Annotated in this window: 13 protein-coding genes; 7 read left to right on the top strand and 6 right to left on the bottom strand. The window is 62.3% G+C overall.

What is annotated here, in order from left to right; genetic code table 11:
- Positions 1-187: 187 nt before the first annotated feature.
- A complete protein-coding gene (locus ACO055_RS09025; RefSeq protein ID WP_422062255.1) occupies positions 188-853 on the top strand; it encodes a trimeric intracellular cation channel family protein in 666 nt (221 codons plus the stop codon).
- Positions 854-1,433: 580 nt separating this feature from the next.
- A complete protein-coding gene (locus ACO055_RS09020; RefSeq protein ID WP_422062254.1) occupies positions 1,434-1,736 on the top strand; it encodes a hypothetical protein in 303 nt (100 codons plus the stop codon).
- A gap of 30 nt (positions 1,737-1,766) precedes the next feature.
- On the opposite strand, the gene ACO055_RS09015 is transcribed toward ACO055_RS09020, so the two are convergent.
- Positions 1,767-1,976 (bottom strand): helix-turn-helix domain-containing protein, encoded by a 210-nt coding sequence (locus tag ACO055_RS09015; protein ID WP_422062253.1) that lies wholly within the window; start codon positions 1,974-1,976, stop codon positions 1,767-1,769.
- A 141-nt stretch (positions 1,977-2,117) separates the two neighbouring features.
- Here ACO055_RS09015 and ACO055_RS09010 point away from each other — a divergent pair, with 141 nt between their 5' ends.
- A complete protein-coding gene (locus tag ACO055_RS09010) occupies positions 2,118-2,921 on the top strand; it encodes a hypothetical protein (RefSeq protein ID WP_422062252.1) in 804 nt (267 codons plus the stop codon).
- Positions 2,922-2,933: 12 nt separating this feature from the next.
- Here the strand turns inward: ACO055_RS09010 and terL are convergent, their stop codons facing one another.
- From terL to ACO055_RS08995, 3 genes are read right to left on the bottom strand one after another with little or no spacing between them, the layout of a single operon-like run.
- Entirely contained in the window at positions 2,934-4,352 is a 1,419-nt protein-coding gene (gene terL / locus ACO055_RS09005) for a phage terminase large subunit (protein ID WP_422062251.1), read from the bottom strand.
- Entirely contained in the window at positions 4,345-4,764 is a 420-nt protein-coding gene (locus tag ACO055_RS09000; RefSeq protein WP_422062250.1) for a DUF5681 domain-containing protein, read from the bottom strand. Before ACO055_RS09000 ends, terL begins: the two co-directional genes overlap by 8 nt.
- The gene (locus tag ACO055_RS08995) at positions 4,757-6,208 is read right to left on the bottom strand and encodes a DNA modification methylase (RefSeq protein ID WP_422062249.1); all 1,452 of its coding nucleotides are present in this window, start codon (positions 6,206-6,208) and stop codon (positions 4,757-4,759) included. The genes ACO055_RS09000 and ACO055_RS08995 overlap by 8 nt, the downstream gene beginning before the upstream one ends.
- Before the next feature lie 928 nt (positions 6,209-7,136).
- Here ACO055_RS08995 and ACO055_RS08990 point away from each other — a divergent pair.
- From ACO055_RS08990 to ACO055_RS08975, 4 genes are all read left to right on the top strand, one after another.
- A complete protein-coding gene (locus ACO055_RS08990) occupies positions 7,137-8,600 on the top strand; it encodes a ShlB/FhaC/HecB family hemolysin secretion/activation protein (protein ID WP_422062248.1) in 1,464 nt (487 codons plus the stop codon).
- Between the two features lie 2 nt (positions 8,601-8,602).
- Positions 8,603-9,976, top strand: coding sequence for a filamentous hemagglutinin N-terminal domain-containing protein (locus tag ACO055_RS08985; RefSeq protein ID WP_422062247.1), 1,374 nt, complete (start codon positions 8,603-8,605; stop codon positions 9,974-9,976).
- 28 nt (positions 9,977-10,004) lie between these two features.
- Complete coding sequence (locus ACO055_RS08980; RefSeq protein WP_422062246.1) at positions 10,005-10,778, top strand: hypothetical protein; 774 nt, start codon at positions 10,005-10,007, stop codon at positions 10,776-10,778.
- Positions 10,779-11,220: 442 nt separating this feature from the next.
- Positions 11,221-12,723, top strand: a complete 1,503-nt coding sequence (locus ACO055_RS08975) for an amidohydrolase family protein (RefSeq protein ID WP_422062245.1) — start codon at positions 11,221-11,223, stop codon at positions 12,721-12,723.
- On the opposite strand, the gene ACO055_RS08970 is transcribed toward ACO055_RS08975, so the two are convergent.
- Both ACO055_RS08970 and acnA read right to left on the bottom strand, forming a co-directional pair.
- Entirely contained in the window at positions 12,720-12,992 is a 273-nt protein-coding gene (locus ACO055_RS08970) for a CBU_0592 family membrane protein (protein WP_422062244.1), read from the bottom strand. The two genes, ACO055_RS08975 and ACO055_RS08970, sit on opposite strands and share 4 nt — an antisense overlap.
- 75 nt (positions 12,993-13,067) lie before the next feature.
- Positions 13,068-15,740, bottom strand: coding sequence for an aconitate hydratase AcnA (gene acnA, locus ACO055_RS08965; protein WP_422062243.1), 2,673 nt, complete (start codon positions 15,738-15,740; stop codon positions 13,068-13,070).
- Between the last annotated feature and the right edge of the window lie 47 nt (positions 15,741-15,787).

The following is a 15,787-nucleotide window of genomic DNA, read 5'->3' as shown; positions in this document are numbered from 1 at the left end:
GCTTCAGTCACGGCCCAAGGCTGCCAGCGCACAGCGAGGTGCCGGTCACCGCTATCGCGAACATAGACTGCGCTTGCTCGAAGCTGCGCACCGGTCTGATGTCCGAGCACCTGCGCGCTTTACAGTGGCACCGAGCTAGGTGTTTGGTGGACGGATATTCCCTCCTCGTGATTAAAGGCGATCGCCGATGCTTGAAGCGCACGCAACCGCTGAACTTTTGCACACACTTGTGCTCATTCTCGACCTTTGCGGGACGTTCGCTTTTGCGCTCAGCGGCGCAATGGCCGGAATCAGGCGGCGGCTGGACATTTTCGGGGTCCTCGTCCTGTCCTTCGCAGCCTCCACCTCCGGCGGGATTGCCCGCGACCTGCTGATCGGTGCGGTGCCGCCCGCTGCCCTGGAGGACTGGCGTTATCTCGCGGTATCGCTCGTGGCGGGCTTGCTGTGCTTTTTCTGGTCATCGTTGATCGAGGGGCTGCGTAACCCCGTACGCATGCTTGACGCCGTTGGGCTGGCTCTGTTCGCCGTCGCGGGAGCGGAGAAGGCGCTGGCTTTCGGATTGAGTCCGGTAATGGCGGCGCTGCTGGGGATGTTGACCGGCATTGGCGGCGGCGTCGCGCGCGACGTGCTGCTCGCTGAAATACCAGCCGTGCTTCGTTCGGACCTCTATGCCGTGGCGGCATTGGCCGGCGCCGCGGTTGTCGTGGGCGGCAGCTTGCTTCATTTTCCCATCGTTGCCACCGCGCTCGGCGGAGGACTGGTCTGCTTCTGTTTACGGATGCTGGCAATCCGCCGGGGATGGCACCTTCCGGTCGCGCGGGAAACCGATGCGCCACCATCTTCAGACAGGTGAGGGCGCGAACGGTGCGCCCGCCGCCGCTTGGCTTCGGCGGCCTGCAACAGATACGGCATTGTCGGCGAGCCGCTACTCGACGACCGTTGTACCCTACCGATCATCGCGGTGCGTGCGCCAGCCACGCGAAATCTCTGGATGACGGTCTGGCCGCAGGGTTTTTGCGTGAAGTTTTTCATGGCCAATGCCCGCCCTCTGCCGGCCGCATTTGGCTCAGCGTAGATCGGTTTGGGCTTGACTGGCTAGGCCGAGATACCAAGCTTTGCCTCGATCGAGGATATTGATTCAATCGGAGACTTTTACAGTTTTGCCAACATCAAGCTCGACAAATGCGGCGGGCTCAGTGCGGCGGTTCAATGCGCGGACGCGCTGCGCGCGCGTGGGATCCGTCTCATGGTGGGTTGTTTGGGGGGCTCTACGCTCGCGAATGCTCCGGGCTTTTTGCTAGCGCAGAGATGCGCCTACGTGGACCTCGATAGTTCTAAGCCCTTGATTGACCCCTCCACACCCGAATTGGAGTTTCGGAGCGGCTGGATTTGCCGCGCTGAAGCTGCGACATGGGGCGCGGGCTGAAAGTCAGATGGAAGCTCACGGCTATGCGGTGGTCGAAATTGCCGGTGCGCCGTACCGGGTGAACGCATTATTGAATTTCGCAAATTATGCAAAAAACTCTGCCGCCCCTGCTGGCAATCGACGAGAAGGGCACGCTGCTGCGAGAAAACTGGCGGCTTCTCTCTCCGCCGGATCTGGGCTACGATGCAATATCGATCTTCATCGGATGCCGGTTGATAACATCGAAAAGCGCGTGAGGATTATGCGAAGCGTCGTTGCCGATGATCTGGTAGACGTCGATGGCGTCGCGCCGGAGATTTTGATCGGCTGACGCGGCCCGCCAGACGATAACTGACGCAGTCTAAACTCCGTCGAGCAGCTGGCCCGAGGTCACTCCGAAGGGCAGAGCCAATTTCTCGACGACCGTAATCGTCGGGTTACGCCGCCCCCGCTCGATGTCACTCACATAGGTGCGATGGATGTCGGCACGGTCGGCATAATCTTCCTGGCTCCAGCCTCTCTCTTCTCTGAGACTGCGTACATTTCTGCCAAGGCGAACGCGTATATCCACGCGCGAGTAAAGAGCCTCATGTGACTGATTGATCTACAGACGATCAGTCACATTAGAGTTGACTTCAAAGCCTCCGGAAGCATCAGTCACTTCACTGATCGTCGACAAGTCGTCGACGTTTAATGCGTGATGGGAGGCAATATGAAGTTTGGATGGATGCTAATGGCTGGTGCGGCATTAACGCCCCAACTCTCTGCTGCGCAATCCTGTGCCAGTTACGTTGGACAGACAGTCTCCCCCCGCGACATCGACGACATCATGGCCCCGTTCGCGGCCATTGGTCCGAAAAGCGAGTTTGAATCGACTGACCAATATAATGCGCGCAAAGGCGCTGCGATCGCCAAGCTTGGTACCGCGTTGATTGTCAAGAAAGCCCCCGAGGATCGGAAGCATCTGGTTTATGACGCCGATGCGCAACGGTTGAACATCGTTTCCTATGCGTTCCGCAATCTCGGGTTTAACAGCGACGCGCTCTTCGGTCCTGGCGCGCCGTACCGCGGTGTGATGGATGCTGGCTATCTGAATATCGACGCCGTCGTTGAGGAAGATGAAAAGGTCACAGGGACCTACGAGGCATCGAATTCTTACGGCGCCAAGACGGTGGTATCAAAGGTGTTCCGACGCACGCGCGGCATATTCGAAGCCAAAGCCGAATATGGGAACGACGCGCTGTTCCCGGCGGCGCAAGGTGACAGCAATATCGCGGGCAGCATAGCGATGTCGCCGCAGGACGCCATGCGGCTGAAGCCGGCGCTCCAGCTCGCATTCGTGGCGGCGCCCAAGGCACCTTATTTCCTGAGCGCTCTCTATGACTATCCGTCAACGCCGACGATCCGTAACCCGCGAGAGGTCAAAAATGAGGTGTCCGCGCTGATCGCCGACATCCAATGCGGTCTCGTGCTTGATCCCGCCAACATCGTGTTGGGTGCTTTCGAAACGCGCTGACGCGCTCGATTGCTAGCTCAGATACTTGAGCCGCTGATGAAAGTTTTCGAAATCGGATGCTGAAAGCAGTTGGACGGTCGAGTCTACCTGATCGTCGAACTTGGCGTGCGGGAACTGAAACAGCTCAGCCTCGTAGGCTGGAAGCCAGTCGGCTTCCACCGGCAGCCACATTTGACCCTGCTCAACCTTGACTGTCTGTTGCTGGGCGCGTTCGATCTTACCCTTTTCAGGAGTTCGATGCACGAGCCAGAGCTTCGGATCACCTTTGTTGATTTCCTCAATCAGGCTGATACCGCTCGCTTTTCGCTCGACGATGACGAGCTTCGCCTTCCACTGCTGCTTGAGCGCGTAGACCTGCTTCAGCAGGGCGGAGAAGGCTGGGCGATCACGCCAGACATCGAGGAGATAATAGCCGTCCGGGCATTTCGCCCAAGTGGTGCACACGGTGTAGGAATTGGTCCCATCGCCTTCATAAGCTGTGTCCCAGCTCTGGATGACCGCTTCGACCTTCTCGGGCCCGGGCCGCTTGTCGTACCGCCTGACCCAGCTGTTCTTGAAGATGGCACCGCCCGGCGGGATAGGGCACTGGTTGAACTGGGCCTCGAAATCATGCTCGCCCATTTCCTTCTTCAGCTGAGCCAGATATTTCTCGTCGTGACGGGCTGGCTGCAATATGCGGCCCGTTCGAAATAGCGCCCAAAGGCCGCCGGCTACGATGGGGTATTTTTGATCTTTGGGATTGATCGCGGGCAAGATGAGCGTATCCCATCCGCCCGTCTCGATGAGATGTCCCGGTAAATCCTCGGCGTGGAGGCGCTGCGCAACGACGATGATCTTGCCCTTCTTGGGATCATCGAACCGCGTGTGCACTGTTGAATTGAACCATTCGATGCAATTCTCGCGCGCCGTCGGCGAGTGCGCTTCATTGGCTTTGAGGGGATCGTCGATGATGATGATATCGGCGCCGCGGCCGGTCAGCGTCGCGCCGATTGAGGTAGCGAAGCGATAGCCGCCAGCTGTTGTTCCGATCTCAGTCAGGCTCTGCTTCTTGGGATCGAGTATAGTGCCGGGGAATATGCGCCGGTACCAAGGCGACCTCATTAGCCGCAGCGTGTCGGCACTGAACTTTTCGGTCAGCTGCGCGCCGTAAGATACGCAGATGATGCGCGCTGCCGGGTTCTTGCCAAGCAGCCAGGCCGTATAGGCAATCGAGATCAGGTAGGTCTTGAGATACCGCGGGGGAATACAGACCAGCGCCCGCGACACGATGCCCTCGAAGATTTTCTGGATCAGGCAACAGATGATGTCGATGTGACGGGCCGGGTCGAGCATCTTGGGTTCAACCACCGGGAACGCCCGGATAGCGAACGACCGGAAGTCTTGCCGGCAGAGACCATCGACGATGTTGCGGAGCTCGACTGGATCACTCATCCTCGACCTCCGGCTTCTTGAAGACCTGCATCCTCTCGCGGAGTTCTAGCCACGCCTCGAAGGTTGCCAGGTCGGCGGCGACCTCATCCGGTGTTGGAGGTGCGACCTCTGGCGGATCGAATTTCTCGTCGAGATCCTTCTGCATGGCGAAAGCCTTCAGGTCTCCGGCGGCCGCCTTTTGCGCGAGTTGATGATATCCAAGCTCTTTCTTGGTCATCGTCTTGTGTTCGCCGTCCATCGTGACGGTAATCTTCTTCTCGAACGCCTCCTTGTAGAGCGTTTTCTGGCTCTTCGAACCTTTCGGGCGGCCCTTGGGGTTCGGCGACGGACCGCCCTTCTGCCACCAGGAATCGGGGTCCGTTTTCCCTTTGCCCCATTTGGAAGGCTTCTTCGGATCGTCCTTCTTACTCATCGTCGCTGCCCCCTTCGATTTCGCCGCGCGCGGCTGCAAGCTCGGCAAAGGTCAGACCGCTCTCGACGTGGATGGCATCTTCGCCCGTCAGCTTCTCCCAGCGCCAGATCGTCCGATCGACATATTTGGAATCGAGCTCGATCCCGCGGATGAGGCGGTCGCATTGCTCGCCCGCGATGATCGTCGTCCCCGACCCAATGAAGGGATCAATCACGACGTCGCCGGGGTGGGTAACATCGAGCAGTGCATCGACGACAAGCTCGACTGGCTTCGGCGTGGGGTGATCAGCCAGTGCCTTGCCGGCCGACGATCCTGTGCGATTGGCGCCGGGATAGGTCCACACATTGGTGCGATCGCGACCGTGGACCCCAAGGGCGACATTGTTGGTAGCTGGGGACTTCGCAGTGCAAAAGACTGCCACCAATTCATGGGCAGAGCGATAGAGGCCGCCCATACCCCCCGACCCCTTGTTCCATATCGCCATATTAATCCGATGGAGGTCCGACGCGCGTCCGGCGTCGAGCAAGATTTCGATTTGGCGCCAGTCCATGCAGGCAAAGATCACGGCGCCCGCACTACAGAAGTCGCGACAGTGACCAAGATAGGTCGTCAGGAACTGCCGGAATTCCTCCACGCTCTCCTGACCGGCAAACATCACGAAGTCTTCGTGCTTATGCTTCCCCAGCCCGCTGACGAACCCCTCGATCTTGCAGTTATACGGAGGGTCGCTGAACACCGCGCTAGCCCGCTCGTCGCCAAGAAGGCGCAGATACGACGACGCGGCGAGGGCGTCTCCGCAGAGCAGCTTGTGCCGACCAAGATGGAATAAGTCACCGATCCGGCTGATCGGAGCGGCGACGGGGGCGCCATCGCCATCTTCTTGTTCGGTCCCTTCGATGAGGGGTTTCACTTTGATCTGCCCGATCTCGGGCAACGTAAATCCTGTCGAGATCAGCTCGATCCCGTGTGACTCGATCGCGATCATCCGGTCGCGGAGTTTCTCGAGATCATATTTTCCGATCTCGCCGATGCGATTGAGTGCAAGGCTTAGGGCCTCTAGCTCGACGGAATCGAGATGCTCGACTACCCGGCATTCAATTGTCTCCAGGCCGAGGCCCTTCGCGGCTTCCCACAATGTGTGGCCCGCGACGATTGTGTTCTGTTTGTCGATCAGGATTGGAAGAACAATCCCGAATTTGCTGACCGATCGTGTCGTGCTTTCAAGAAGCTGTGCGGTAGTCTCTCGGGTCCGGTTAGGGCCCGGGTTCAGCGAATTGATTGGCCGCGACACGGTCAGCATCGCCGGTTGCAGATCATTGCGAGCCGGTCCGTACAGCGCCGCCACAATCTGCGTGTCAGCCTGATTCCTGGAACGCCTCTTCGCGGTCTCAGCTTGCAGCTGTTTCTTGAGTTTGTTGGATTTGAATAAGTCCCTCGTCGTCATCGGTCCCTCCGGTCAAAAGTCCGGCGGAGGCGGGTGGCTGGTGAGCTCGGTCCTGCCTCCGGTCGGAGTGCCAGGACCTGACCCCGGGAACTGGGGGTCTTCGTCTGCAGCGTCTCAACGCCGCACCGTTCAGGTCGATGTGTTCTTATAGTGCCACGGGATCTGACAAGCGCAAGCCCCTCGTCGCGATATCGGATCACGACCGTGCTTCACCAATTGCGTTCGGTGATTGCCTCCCAGGTTTTCCCTGTTCTTCGAATTAGGGAGAACTCGGCTGAAGGCCCGCAAAACTGTGGTTTCGAGGAGGTGATAAGGGCGGTTCCGTGTTTTTCTTCCGATTATCCGTGTTTATCGGGGGGATAACACGGATCGGCGTCATGGAGACCGGTTCGCACGCGACTGCGTCCACCACCAGATTTCGGGACATTGTTGGCCCTTGCCAAAGCCGCCTCGTATCGAAAACAAGGCCGCCGCCCATTCGGCAATCCTTATTGTTGCAAGCGGTGCGTCAGGCCAGGCAGGCTGGCCGGCAGCGGCGTCGGCTGGTCTCTCCATACGGGCCGGGGCCATGTTGCACGGCCCCCTTTGCGCTCGCCGCGCCATGACACGATCCCCGGCGATGCGGCCGCGGCCATGACCGCATGACACCCGGTGACCGGATGACGCGAACAACGGACAAATCGACCGAACTTGCGCCACATGATATTGATGTCTATCAATATTATCCATGCGATTCGGAAACAAATACATATTAATAACACTATTAATATTTTTTAATACTTCAATTTTTGTATACGCCGCGGCGGCGCAAACTGTATCGCCGATCGATGTCGATCAGGCGCGCCGCGAGGCGGAGCGGGCGGCGGCCGAGCGGTCCTCGAGGCAGGCGGGGGAGATCGTCGGCGACGCGGGGCCGCGGGCGCCGGCGATGGGGCCGATCCCCGACGGCGAAGCGCCCTGCTTTCCCATCCGCACCATTGTCGTCAACGGCGCTACGCACAGCCGGTTGCGCTGGGTTCCGAATGCTCTGCGGGCGTATCGCGGGCGGTGCCTCGGTGCGAAGGGCCTCGATCATCTGCTGCGCGGCCTGCAGGCCGCGTTTCTCGACCGCGGCCTGATCACGACCCGCGCCGGGCTGCCCGAGCAGGATATGTCGACCGGCACCTTGGTGGTCGAGGTCATACCGGGAATGGTCAGCGCGGTGCGGACCAACGGCGCGGACAGGGCATTTGGCTGGTCGGTCGCATCCCCGGTCGACCGCGGCGACATCGCGTCGCTCCGCGCGCTCGAACAGGGCATCGAACAGATGCGGCGTGTTCCCGGACGCGATGTCGCGGCCGAAATCGTCCCCGGCGAGGGTATCGGTGAGAGCATCGTCGCGGTGACGCGCAAGGGCGGCAGGCCCTTTGCCCTGTCGTTGTCGCTCGACAATCATGCGGGCCAGACGGTCGGCCGCTGGCAGGGCAGTGCACAGCTTGCCGCGCTCGATCTGCTGGGCGCCAACGAGATCATCTCCGCTTCGTACAACCGCCGCGTCGATTCTCCGGGATTGCCTGCCGACAGCCGCGGTCTCGGCGCCAGCCTGTCCCTGCCGCTTGGCTGGTGGACCTTTGGCGCCTCGGGATCGTCGAACCGCTACAGCCAGGCGGTCGCGGGAGAGGTCGCAAGCTTCGATACCCTCGGCCGCCAGCGCGTCGTGACGGCCTTTGCCAGCCGGACGTTGCAGCGCGACCAGACGAGCAAGACCGATCTCCAGGCGAGCCTCGCGCGGCGATGGGGGCGCAACTATATCGAGGATGTCGAGATCGGCATTCAGCGACAGGACGTGACCGATCTGACGATCGCGCTTGTCGATCGGCGCATGCTTGGCCGAATCCGGCTCGACAGCCAGATCGGATGGCGCATGGGGATCGGCCTGTTCGGCGCGCAGGACGAACGCGGTCGTCCCGCCGCGCTGCCGACCTCGCGCTACGATATCCTGACCGCCGACATCGCCGCCGAGGTTCCCCTTTCGCACCCGATCGTGAAGGGCTGGCGGCTCGCGTTTCGCGGCCAGGTCAGCGGTGACCGGCTTTACGGCTCGGACAGCGTCTCGGTCGGCGGCCCCTTCACCGTGCGGGGCTTTGAAAGCGACCGGGCCGAAATCGGGCGTTCGGGCTGGTATCTGCGGCAGGAACTGGCCGGCAAGGTCGGCGAACATCTGCAGCCCTTTCTCCTCTTCGACGTCGGCCGCGTGAAGGGCGGCAGCGACATGCTGACCGGCCTCGGCGCGGGGTTGCGGGCACAATGGCATGGGCTGCGAGCCGACGCGTTCGTCGCGATCCCGGTTTCTGGAACGGCGGGCGCCTCGCGTCGGCCGCACCTTGGCGTTTCTGCAGGATGGAGCATCTAGACATGGCGACGAGCGCGCGAGCCGATATTCTGTCCCGCGCTCTTGGTGGCACCGCGCTGTCGTCGATACCCAAGGCGTTCGGGCCCGGATCGCGCCTTGTTCATGCCGCCTTGATCGCGGCGCTCGTCGTCGCCCCGGTGCAGGCCCAGCAAGCCGCCCTGACCATCGACCCGGCGCAATCGGGTGCGGGGGCGCCCAGGATGGACATGGCGCCGAACGGAACGCCGGTCGTGAAGATCGCGGCGCCGAGTGCGTCGGGGGTGAGCCGCAATCTTTATACCGACTTCAACCTCGATGCGCGCGGGCTCATCCTCAACAACAGCGGTTCGATCGTGACGACCCAGCTCGCCGGCTATGTCGATGCGAACGGCAACCTCAAGGCCAGCGGTCCGGCGCGGATCATCCTGAACGAGGTGACCGGAGCGAACCGGTCGATGCTTGGCGGTTATCTCGAAGTGGCAGGCGCGGGCGCCGACATCGTGATCGCCAACCCTTATGGCATCAGCTGCAACGGCTGCGGCTTTATCAACGCGCCCGGGGTGACGATGGTCGCCGGGCGCGCGACGATCGACGGAACGGGCGGGATCACGGGCTATCGCGTCGATCCGGGCAATGGCGCACTCTCGATCGGCGGCCCGGGCCTCGATGCGTCGGGTGCGCGGCTCGCGCTGTTCGCCCGGGCGATCGACGTCAACGCGGGCGTGTGGGCCGACCGGATCGACACCGCCTATGGTGCGGGCGAGGCGAGCATTGCTGGCGGCGATATCGTCGTCACCGCGCGCGGCGGCGGAGCGGCCGCGGCGCCGGCGGTCGCGCTCGACGTCGCCGCCCTCGGCGGCATGTATGCGCGCTCGATCCGGCTGGTGGGGACCGAAGCAGGGCTCGGGGTCAATGTTTCAGGCACGCTCGCCAGTCTCGATCAAGGCATCTCGCTGGCGGCCGACGGGCATGTCACGATCGGCGGCCGCGTCATCAGCGCTGGCGTGGCCGAAATTTCGACCAGCGACCGCCTGTCGGTCTCGGGATCGCTCTTTGCCGACGCTACTGTCGCGATCACGGCGGCGGGCGTCGATGCGTCCGGGCTGATCGCCGGCACCGGCAATGTGTCGATCGTGACCGGAGAGGTCGCCGGAACCGGAACGATTGTCGCCGGGCTTCGCCGCGACGGAACATTGGGCGAAAGCGGCGATCTTGCGCTGTCGAGCCGCGGCGCACTGACGCTCTCGGGCAATGTCGTGGCGGCGGGATCGCTTGTCGCCGATGCCGCGTCGCTTACGCGGGGTCGGGCAAAATCGCCTGGCCCCGCGATCGTCCGATCGGAAGACCGGCGATATATCGGATTGGGTCTCATACTCCCTGAAATCTCGGCGTTTTGAGCTGAGTCGTCTATGCAAAGGACGCCGAATGAGTTGGAAAAAGAAGCTGTTAAGCAAAATTTCCGATGGTGGCGATATGGAGGAGACGACGCTCCCGGACCACCGATCGAAGGTCGCCACCGAAACTGTCGCTGTTGATGACCCCCGATATCAGCAATTCTTTGAAGCGCGTGAACGCCATTGGCGTTCGATCGGCACTTTGGACGAAGCCGTTATCGCATACATCATTAGCCCGGAGTTTCTTGGCAAGCCGGCTTGGCCGACCACCCGACAAGCCTACCGCGTCATACGCACCGCACATAGCTTTATCATCGCCTCAGATGGCCTGACCGACCTGTTTGTGGACACGAATAGTGAGAAACCCGGATTTGGCACCGAGGTATATATAGAAGTCCCGGATTTGGCCCACGCCGATTTTGATCAAATCAAAAGACATTGGGCCTTCTCCCTGATTCCCGACTTCGCTGCATATGTCGCACATGCGGGAGGGATAGAGACACAGGTTGAGCGGCTAGGCTTGCTATCAATCGAATTTCCCGAACCAGAAGGTGTTCCCGACACGTGGCTTACTGAACGCAAATCCCTAGGGGCGCTCATCAATGTGACCATCCCTGACCGGCCAATGGATGTTGACCTCGGTTCAGGCGCCAAAGCCTTGATGATACCTCTAACAATTCTCACCGCAACGGAGACAAAATTTGTCTTGGAAAACGGCGCGAATGGCCGCGTCGAATTGGCGAGACGCCTGACCGATGCTGGCGTCGGCATTCGTTCGGACCTTTCCCGAGAGTCTCTCGTTTAACGTAATTCATGCGCTGCGAATCCCCCGAATTGCGGGACAAATGAAAGCATCGCCAATTAGAGCGGGAACGCCGTTGTTCTACAAAATTGCGCTGCTTTAGCCCCCTCGCGACGCCGCCTCCGTCGCCTCTCTGCCTGCCTCCCCCCGTGCGTGGTCGCGCGCCTGCGGCACAGCTAGAAATCGCGGCGACAGGTATAATGTCGCGGCCCACGAATTCCCGCCTCAATCCGCCGCGCGTCACCCTGGAAAAATCGCTTTCCTACAATATCGCGCTGTGCTCCAGTCAGACTGAAGCTCACCCGCTGTACGTGCCACTCGCCTTGGCGGTCTCACCCCAAAGGCGGTGACAGAAGGAAGCGCCATAGGGCTGAACTTCACTGAACTTTGGAACCATGGTGCAGATACGGTGAGAATGTACGCAACCCCTCGACGCGGTTTCCTCATGAAACGCCTGATTGCTGCCTTTGCTTCGGCGCGCCTTGCCGCCGCGCTCCTTGCCGCCGCGCTCCTTGCCCCCGCTATCCTTGCCTCTGCCGCGCCGGCGTTCGCCGCGCAGAAGCACGGCGACGTCGTCATTCGTCATGTCACGGTCGTCGATGTCGAGGGCGCCACGACGGTCGGCGGGCAGGCGGTCGTGCTCAATGGCGCCGATATCGTCGCGGTCGGCGCCGACGCGGCGATCGCGAGGGACTGGCGCGCGAGGCGAACGATCGAGGGGCGGGGGCGCTACCTCATCCCCGGCCTGTGGGACATGCATGTTCATTTCGGCGGCGGGGCCGACCTGATCGACGAAAACAAGGCGCTGTTGCCGCTGTACGTCGCGAACGGGATCACGACGATCCGCGATTGTTCGGGCGACCTGGCCGATCAGGTTCTGGCGTGGCGCGCAGAGATTGCGAGCGGCCGCCTGTTCGGCCCGCAACTGCTGACATCGGGCGCCAAGATCGAGGGGATCGCGCCGGTCTGGGAAGGGACGATCGAGGTGGGCAGCGCCGCCGATGTCGACGCCGCGCTCGCGCGCCTTTCGCAGCGCGACAAGGTCGATTTCGTCAAGATCACCGACAATACGCTCAAGCCCGACCTGTTCCTCCATGCGCTGCGACAGGCAAGGGCGCTGGGGATCCGGACGTCGGGGCATATCCCGATGGCGCTGACCGTCGACCAGGCGGTCGATGCGGGGATCAGTTCGATCGAGCATCTCGACTATGCCTATAATGCCGGCGCGAAGGACGAGGCAGCGATTGCCGCCGATTTCGCCGCGGGGCGCATCGACCGTGCCGAGGCGAACCGGCGGCTCGATGCGGGATTCGACCGCGATACCGCGATGGCGGCCTATCGGCGCTTTGCTGCGAAAGGCGTTTCGGTGACGCCGACGCTGAATGGCAGCCGCATTCTCGCCTATCTCGATCGCGACGACCATTCGCAGGACGAGGGACTGGCTTATATCGGACCGAAATTGCGCAAGACCTATGACTGGCGCATCGAGCGCGCGGCGAAGGCCGATGCCGCGGCGATTGCGGCGCGGCACAAGCAGATCGAGGACGTCGCGACGATTCTGCCGATGCTCGCCGAGGCGGGCGTGCCGATCATGGCCGGGACCGATGCGGGGTTCCTCAACAGCTTCAACTATCCGGGTTTCGGGCTGCACGACGAGATCGAGCTGTTCGTGGAAAAGGGGCTGACGCCTGCGCAGGCGCTGGCTTCGGCGACGCGCGCGGGACCGGCGTGGTTCGGCCGGCTCGATCGCTATGGCGCGATCAAGCCCGGCATGGCCGCCGATCTGGTGCTGCTGCGCGACAATCCGCTCGACGATATCGCCGCGACGCGCGCGATCGATGCGGTGGTGATGCGTGGGGCGGTGCACGATCGCGCGGCGCTCGACGCGATGCTTGCCGCGACGCGGGCCAAGGTCGCCGACTGGAATGCACAGGCTGCAAAGCGCTAGTTGGCGGCGGGTGGAGCCTTTCGGGCGCGCCAGACGATGCTGATCGTGAACAGGCCGATTCCGGCCCAGACCACGTTGAGCACCGCCGACGGAATCGCGCCATTATAGCCCGAGTTGATCACGAAGCCGGCCGCGCCGACGACGTTCATCCACTGATAGACATAGCCGCGCGCTTTCAGCTTGCCGAGCGAGAGCAGCACATAGGCCGCGAGGATCAGCACCGCCGCCGCCCAGCCGATGATTTCGATGACGATGATCGCGGCGCTCATGGCTTTCCCTCCCAATGAAAACGCCCGCCCCGGCAAGGGGGCGGGCGCCTTCGACGTTTGAATGTCCCGCTGCCGTCAGGCCGCGAGCTTGCGCAGCACATAATGCAGGATGCCGCCGTTCATATAATATTCGACCTCGTTCGCCGTATCGATGCGGCAGAGCGTGTCGAAGCTGAAGGCCGATCCGTCGGCGCGGGTGACATTCACCGTCACCGTCTGGCGCGGCTTCAGATCCGCGACGCCAGTGATGGTGAAGACATCGTCGCCCGTCAGGCCGAGCGTCTCGCGCGTGTCGCTGCCCTGGAACTGCAGCGGCAGCACGCCCATGCCGACGAGGTTCGAACGGTGGATACGCTCGAAGCTTTCGACGATCACTGCGCGGACGCCGAGCAGGTTGGTGCCCTTCGCCGCCCAGTCGCGCGACGAGCCGGTGCCATATTCCTTGCCCGCGATCACGACCAGCGGGGTGCCGTCCGCCTTGTGGCGCATCGCGGCGTCATAGATAGCCATGACCTCGCTGCCATAGCGCGACATACCGCCTTCGATGCCGGGGACCATTTCGTTTTTGATGCGAATATTCGCGAAGGTCCCGCGCATCATGACGTCGTGGTGGCCGCGGCGGGCGCCGTAGCTGTTGAAGTCGGCCTTGCTGACCTGATGTTCCATCAGCCATTTACCGGCTGGCGAGTCCGCCTTGATCGAACCGGCGGGGCTGATGTGGTCGGTCGTGATGCTGTCGCCGAGGATCGCGAGCGGCTTGGCGCCGACGATGTCCGACACCGGCGCCGGGGTCATCGTCATGCCCTCGAAATACGGCGGGTTCGCGACATAGGTCGATCCGGCGCGCCACTGATAGGTGTCGCTGCCTTCGACCTCGATCTTCTGCCAATGCTCGTCGCCCTTGTAGACATGGGCGTAGCGCGCGACGAACATCTCGCGGTCGACCGCGCCGGCAACGGCCTCGGCCACTTCAAGGTTGGTCGGCCAGATGTCGGCGAGGAACACGTCCTTGCCCTGCTGGTCCTGGCCGATGGGGGTGGTGGTGAAATCCTCGATCACCGTGCCCTTCAGCGCATAGGCGACGACGAGCGGCGGCGAGGCGAGGAAGTTCGCGCGCACGTCGGGCGACACGCGGCCTTCGAAGTTGCGGTTGCCCGAAATCACCGCCGCGGCGACGAGGCCGTTTTCGTTGATCGCCTTGCTGATCGGCTCGGCGAGCGGACCCGAATTGCCGATGCACGTCGTGCAGCCATAGCCGACGAGGTTGAAGCCGATATTGTCGAGGTGCTTTTGCAGCCCGGCCTTGACCAGATAGTCGGTCACGACCTGCGACCCCGGTGCGAGCGAGGTCTTGACCCACGGCTTGGGCTTCAGCCCGAAGGCGTCGGCCTTCTTCGCGACGAGCCCCGCGGCGACGAGCACGCCGGGGTTCGAGGTGTTGGTGCAGCTGGTGATCGCGGCGATGGTGACGTCGCCGTCGCCGATGTCGAAATCCTTGCCCTCGACCGGCACGCGCGTCTGCGCCTTCTTATAGGTGTTGACCATGTCGGCGTTGAACACATCGTCGACATCGGGGAGCGAGACGCGGTCCTGCGGACGCTTCGGCCCCGCCAGCGACGGCACGACGGTCGACAGGTCGAGGTCGAGCGTGTCGGTGAAGATCGGGTCCGCCGCGCCCTCGACGATCCACAGCCCCTGCGCCTTGGCATAGGCTTCGACCAGCGCGATAGTCTCGTCGCTGCGCCCGGTCAGGCGCATATAGTCGAGCGTCTTGTCGTCGACGCCGAAGAAGCCGCACGTCGCGCCATATTCGGGCGCCATATTGGCGAGCGTCGCGCGGTCTGCGAGCGACAGCGAGGCGAGGCCTGGGCCGAAATATTCGACGAAGCGGCCGACGACGCCCTTGGCGCGCAGCATCTGCGTCGCGGTGAGCACCAGGTCGGTCGCCGTGACGCCTTCCTTCAGCTTGCCGGTGAATTTGAACCCGACGACTTCGGGGATCAGCATCGACACGGGCTGGCCAAGCATCGCGGCCTCGGCCTCGATCCCGCCGACGCCCCAGCCGAGCACGCCCAGCCCGTTGATCATCGTCGTATGGCTGTCGGTGCCGACGCAGGTGTCGGGATAGGCGACGGTCTCACCCGACGCATCGTCGCTCGACCACACCGCCTGCGCGATATGCTCGAGATTGACCTGGTGACAGATGCCGGTGCCCGGAGGCACCGCCTTGAAGTTCGACAGCGACTTCGACCCCCATTTCAGGAAGTCATAGCGTTCGCCGTTGCGATAATATTCGATCTCGACATTCTGCTCGAACGCCTTGGGGTGCCCGAATTCGTCGACCATGACCGAGTGATCGATGACGAGGTGGACGGGGACGAGCGGGTTGATCTTGGTCGTGTCGCCGCCGAGCTTGGCGATCGCATCGCGCATCGCGGCGAGATCGACGACGCACGGAACGCCGGTGAAATCCTGGAGCAGCACGCGCGCCGGGCGATACTGGATTTCCTGGTTCGAATGCGGGTCCTTCTGCCAGTCGACCAGCGCCTGGATGTCGGCGGTCGACACGGTGAAACCGTCATCCTCGAAGCGCAGCAGGTTTTCGAGCAGCACCTTCATGCTGAACGGCAACCGCGACACATCGCCCAGCTTTGCTGCGGCCTTGTCGAGCGAATAATAAGCGTAATTCTTGCCGCCGACGCTCAGCGTCGAACGGGTGCCCAGCGTGTCGTTGCCCGTGGTCGTCATAGGATTGCAGTCCCCATGTTGGCGCGGCGGGGAAAGACTGTCCGAAG

Origin of the sequence: Sphingopyxis sp., from assembly GCF_965227415.1 — a bacterium.
Classification (GTDB): domain Bacteria; phylum Pseudomonadota; class Alphaproteobacteria; order Sphingomonadales; family Sphingomonadaceae; genus Sphingopyxis.
Note: the sequence above shows the minus strand (reverse complement) of the source record. Positions and strands in the feature narration are given on the sequence as shown.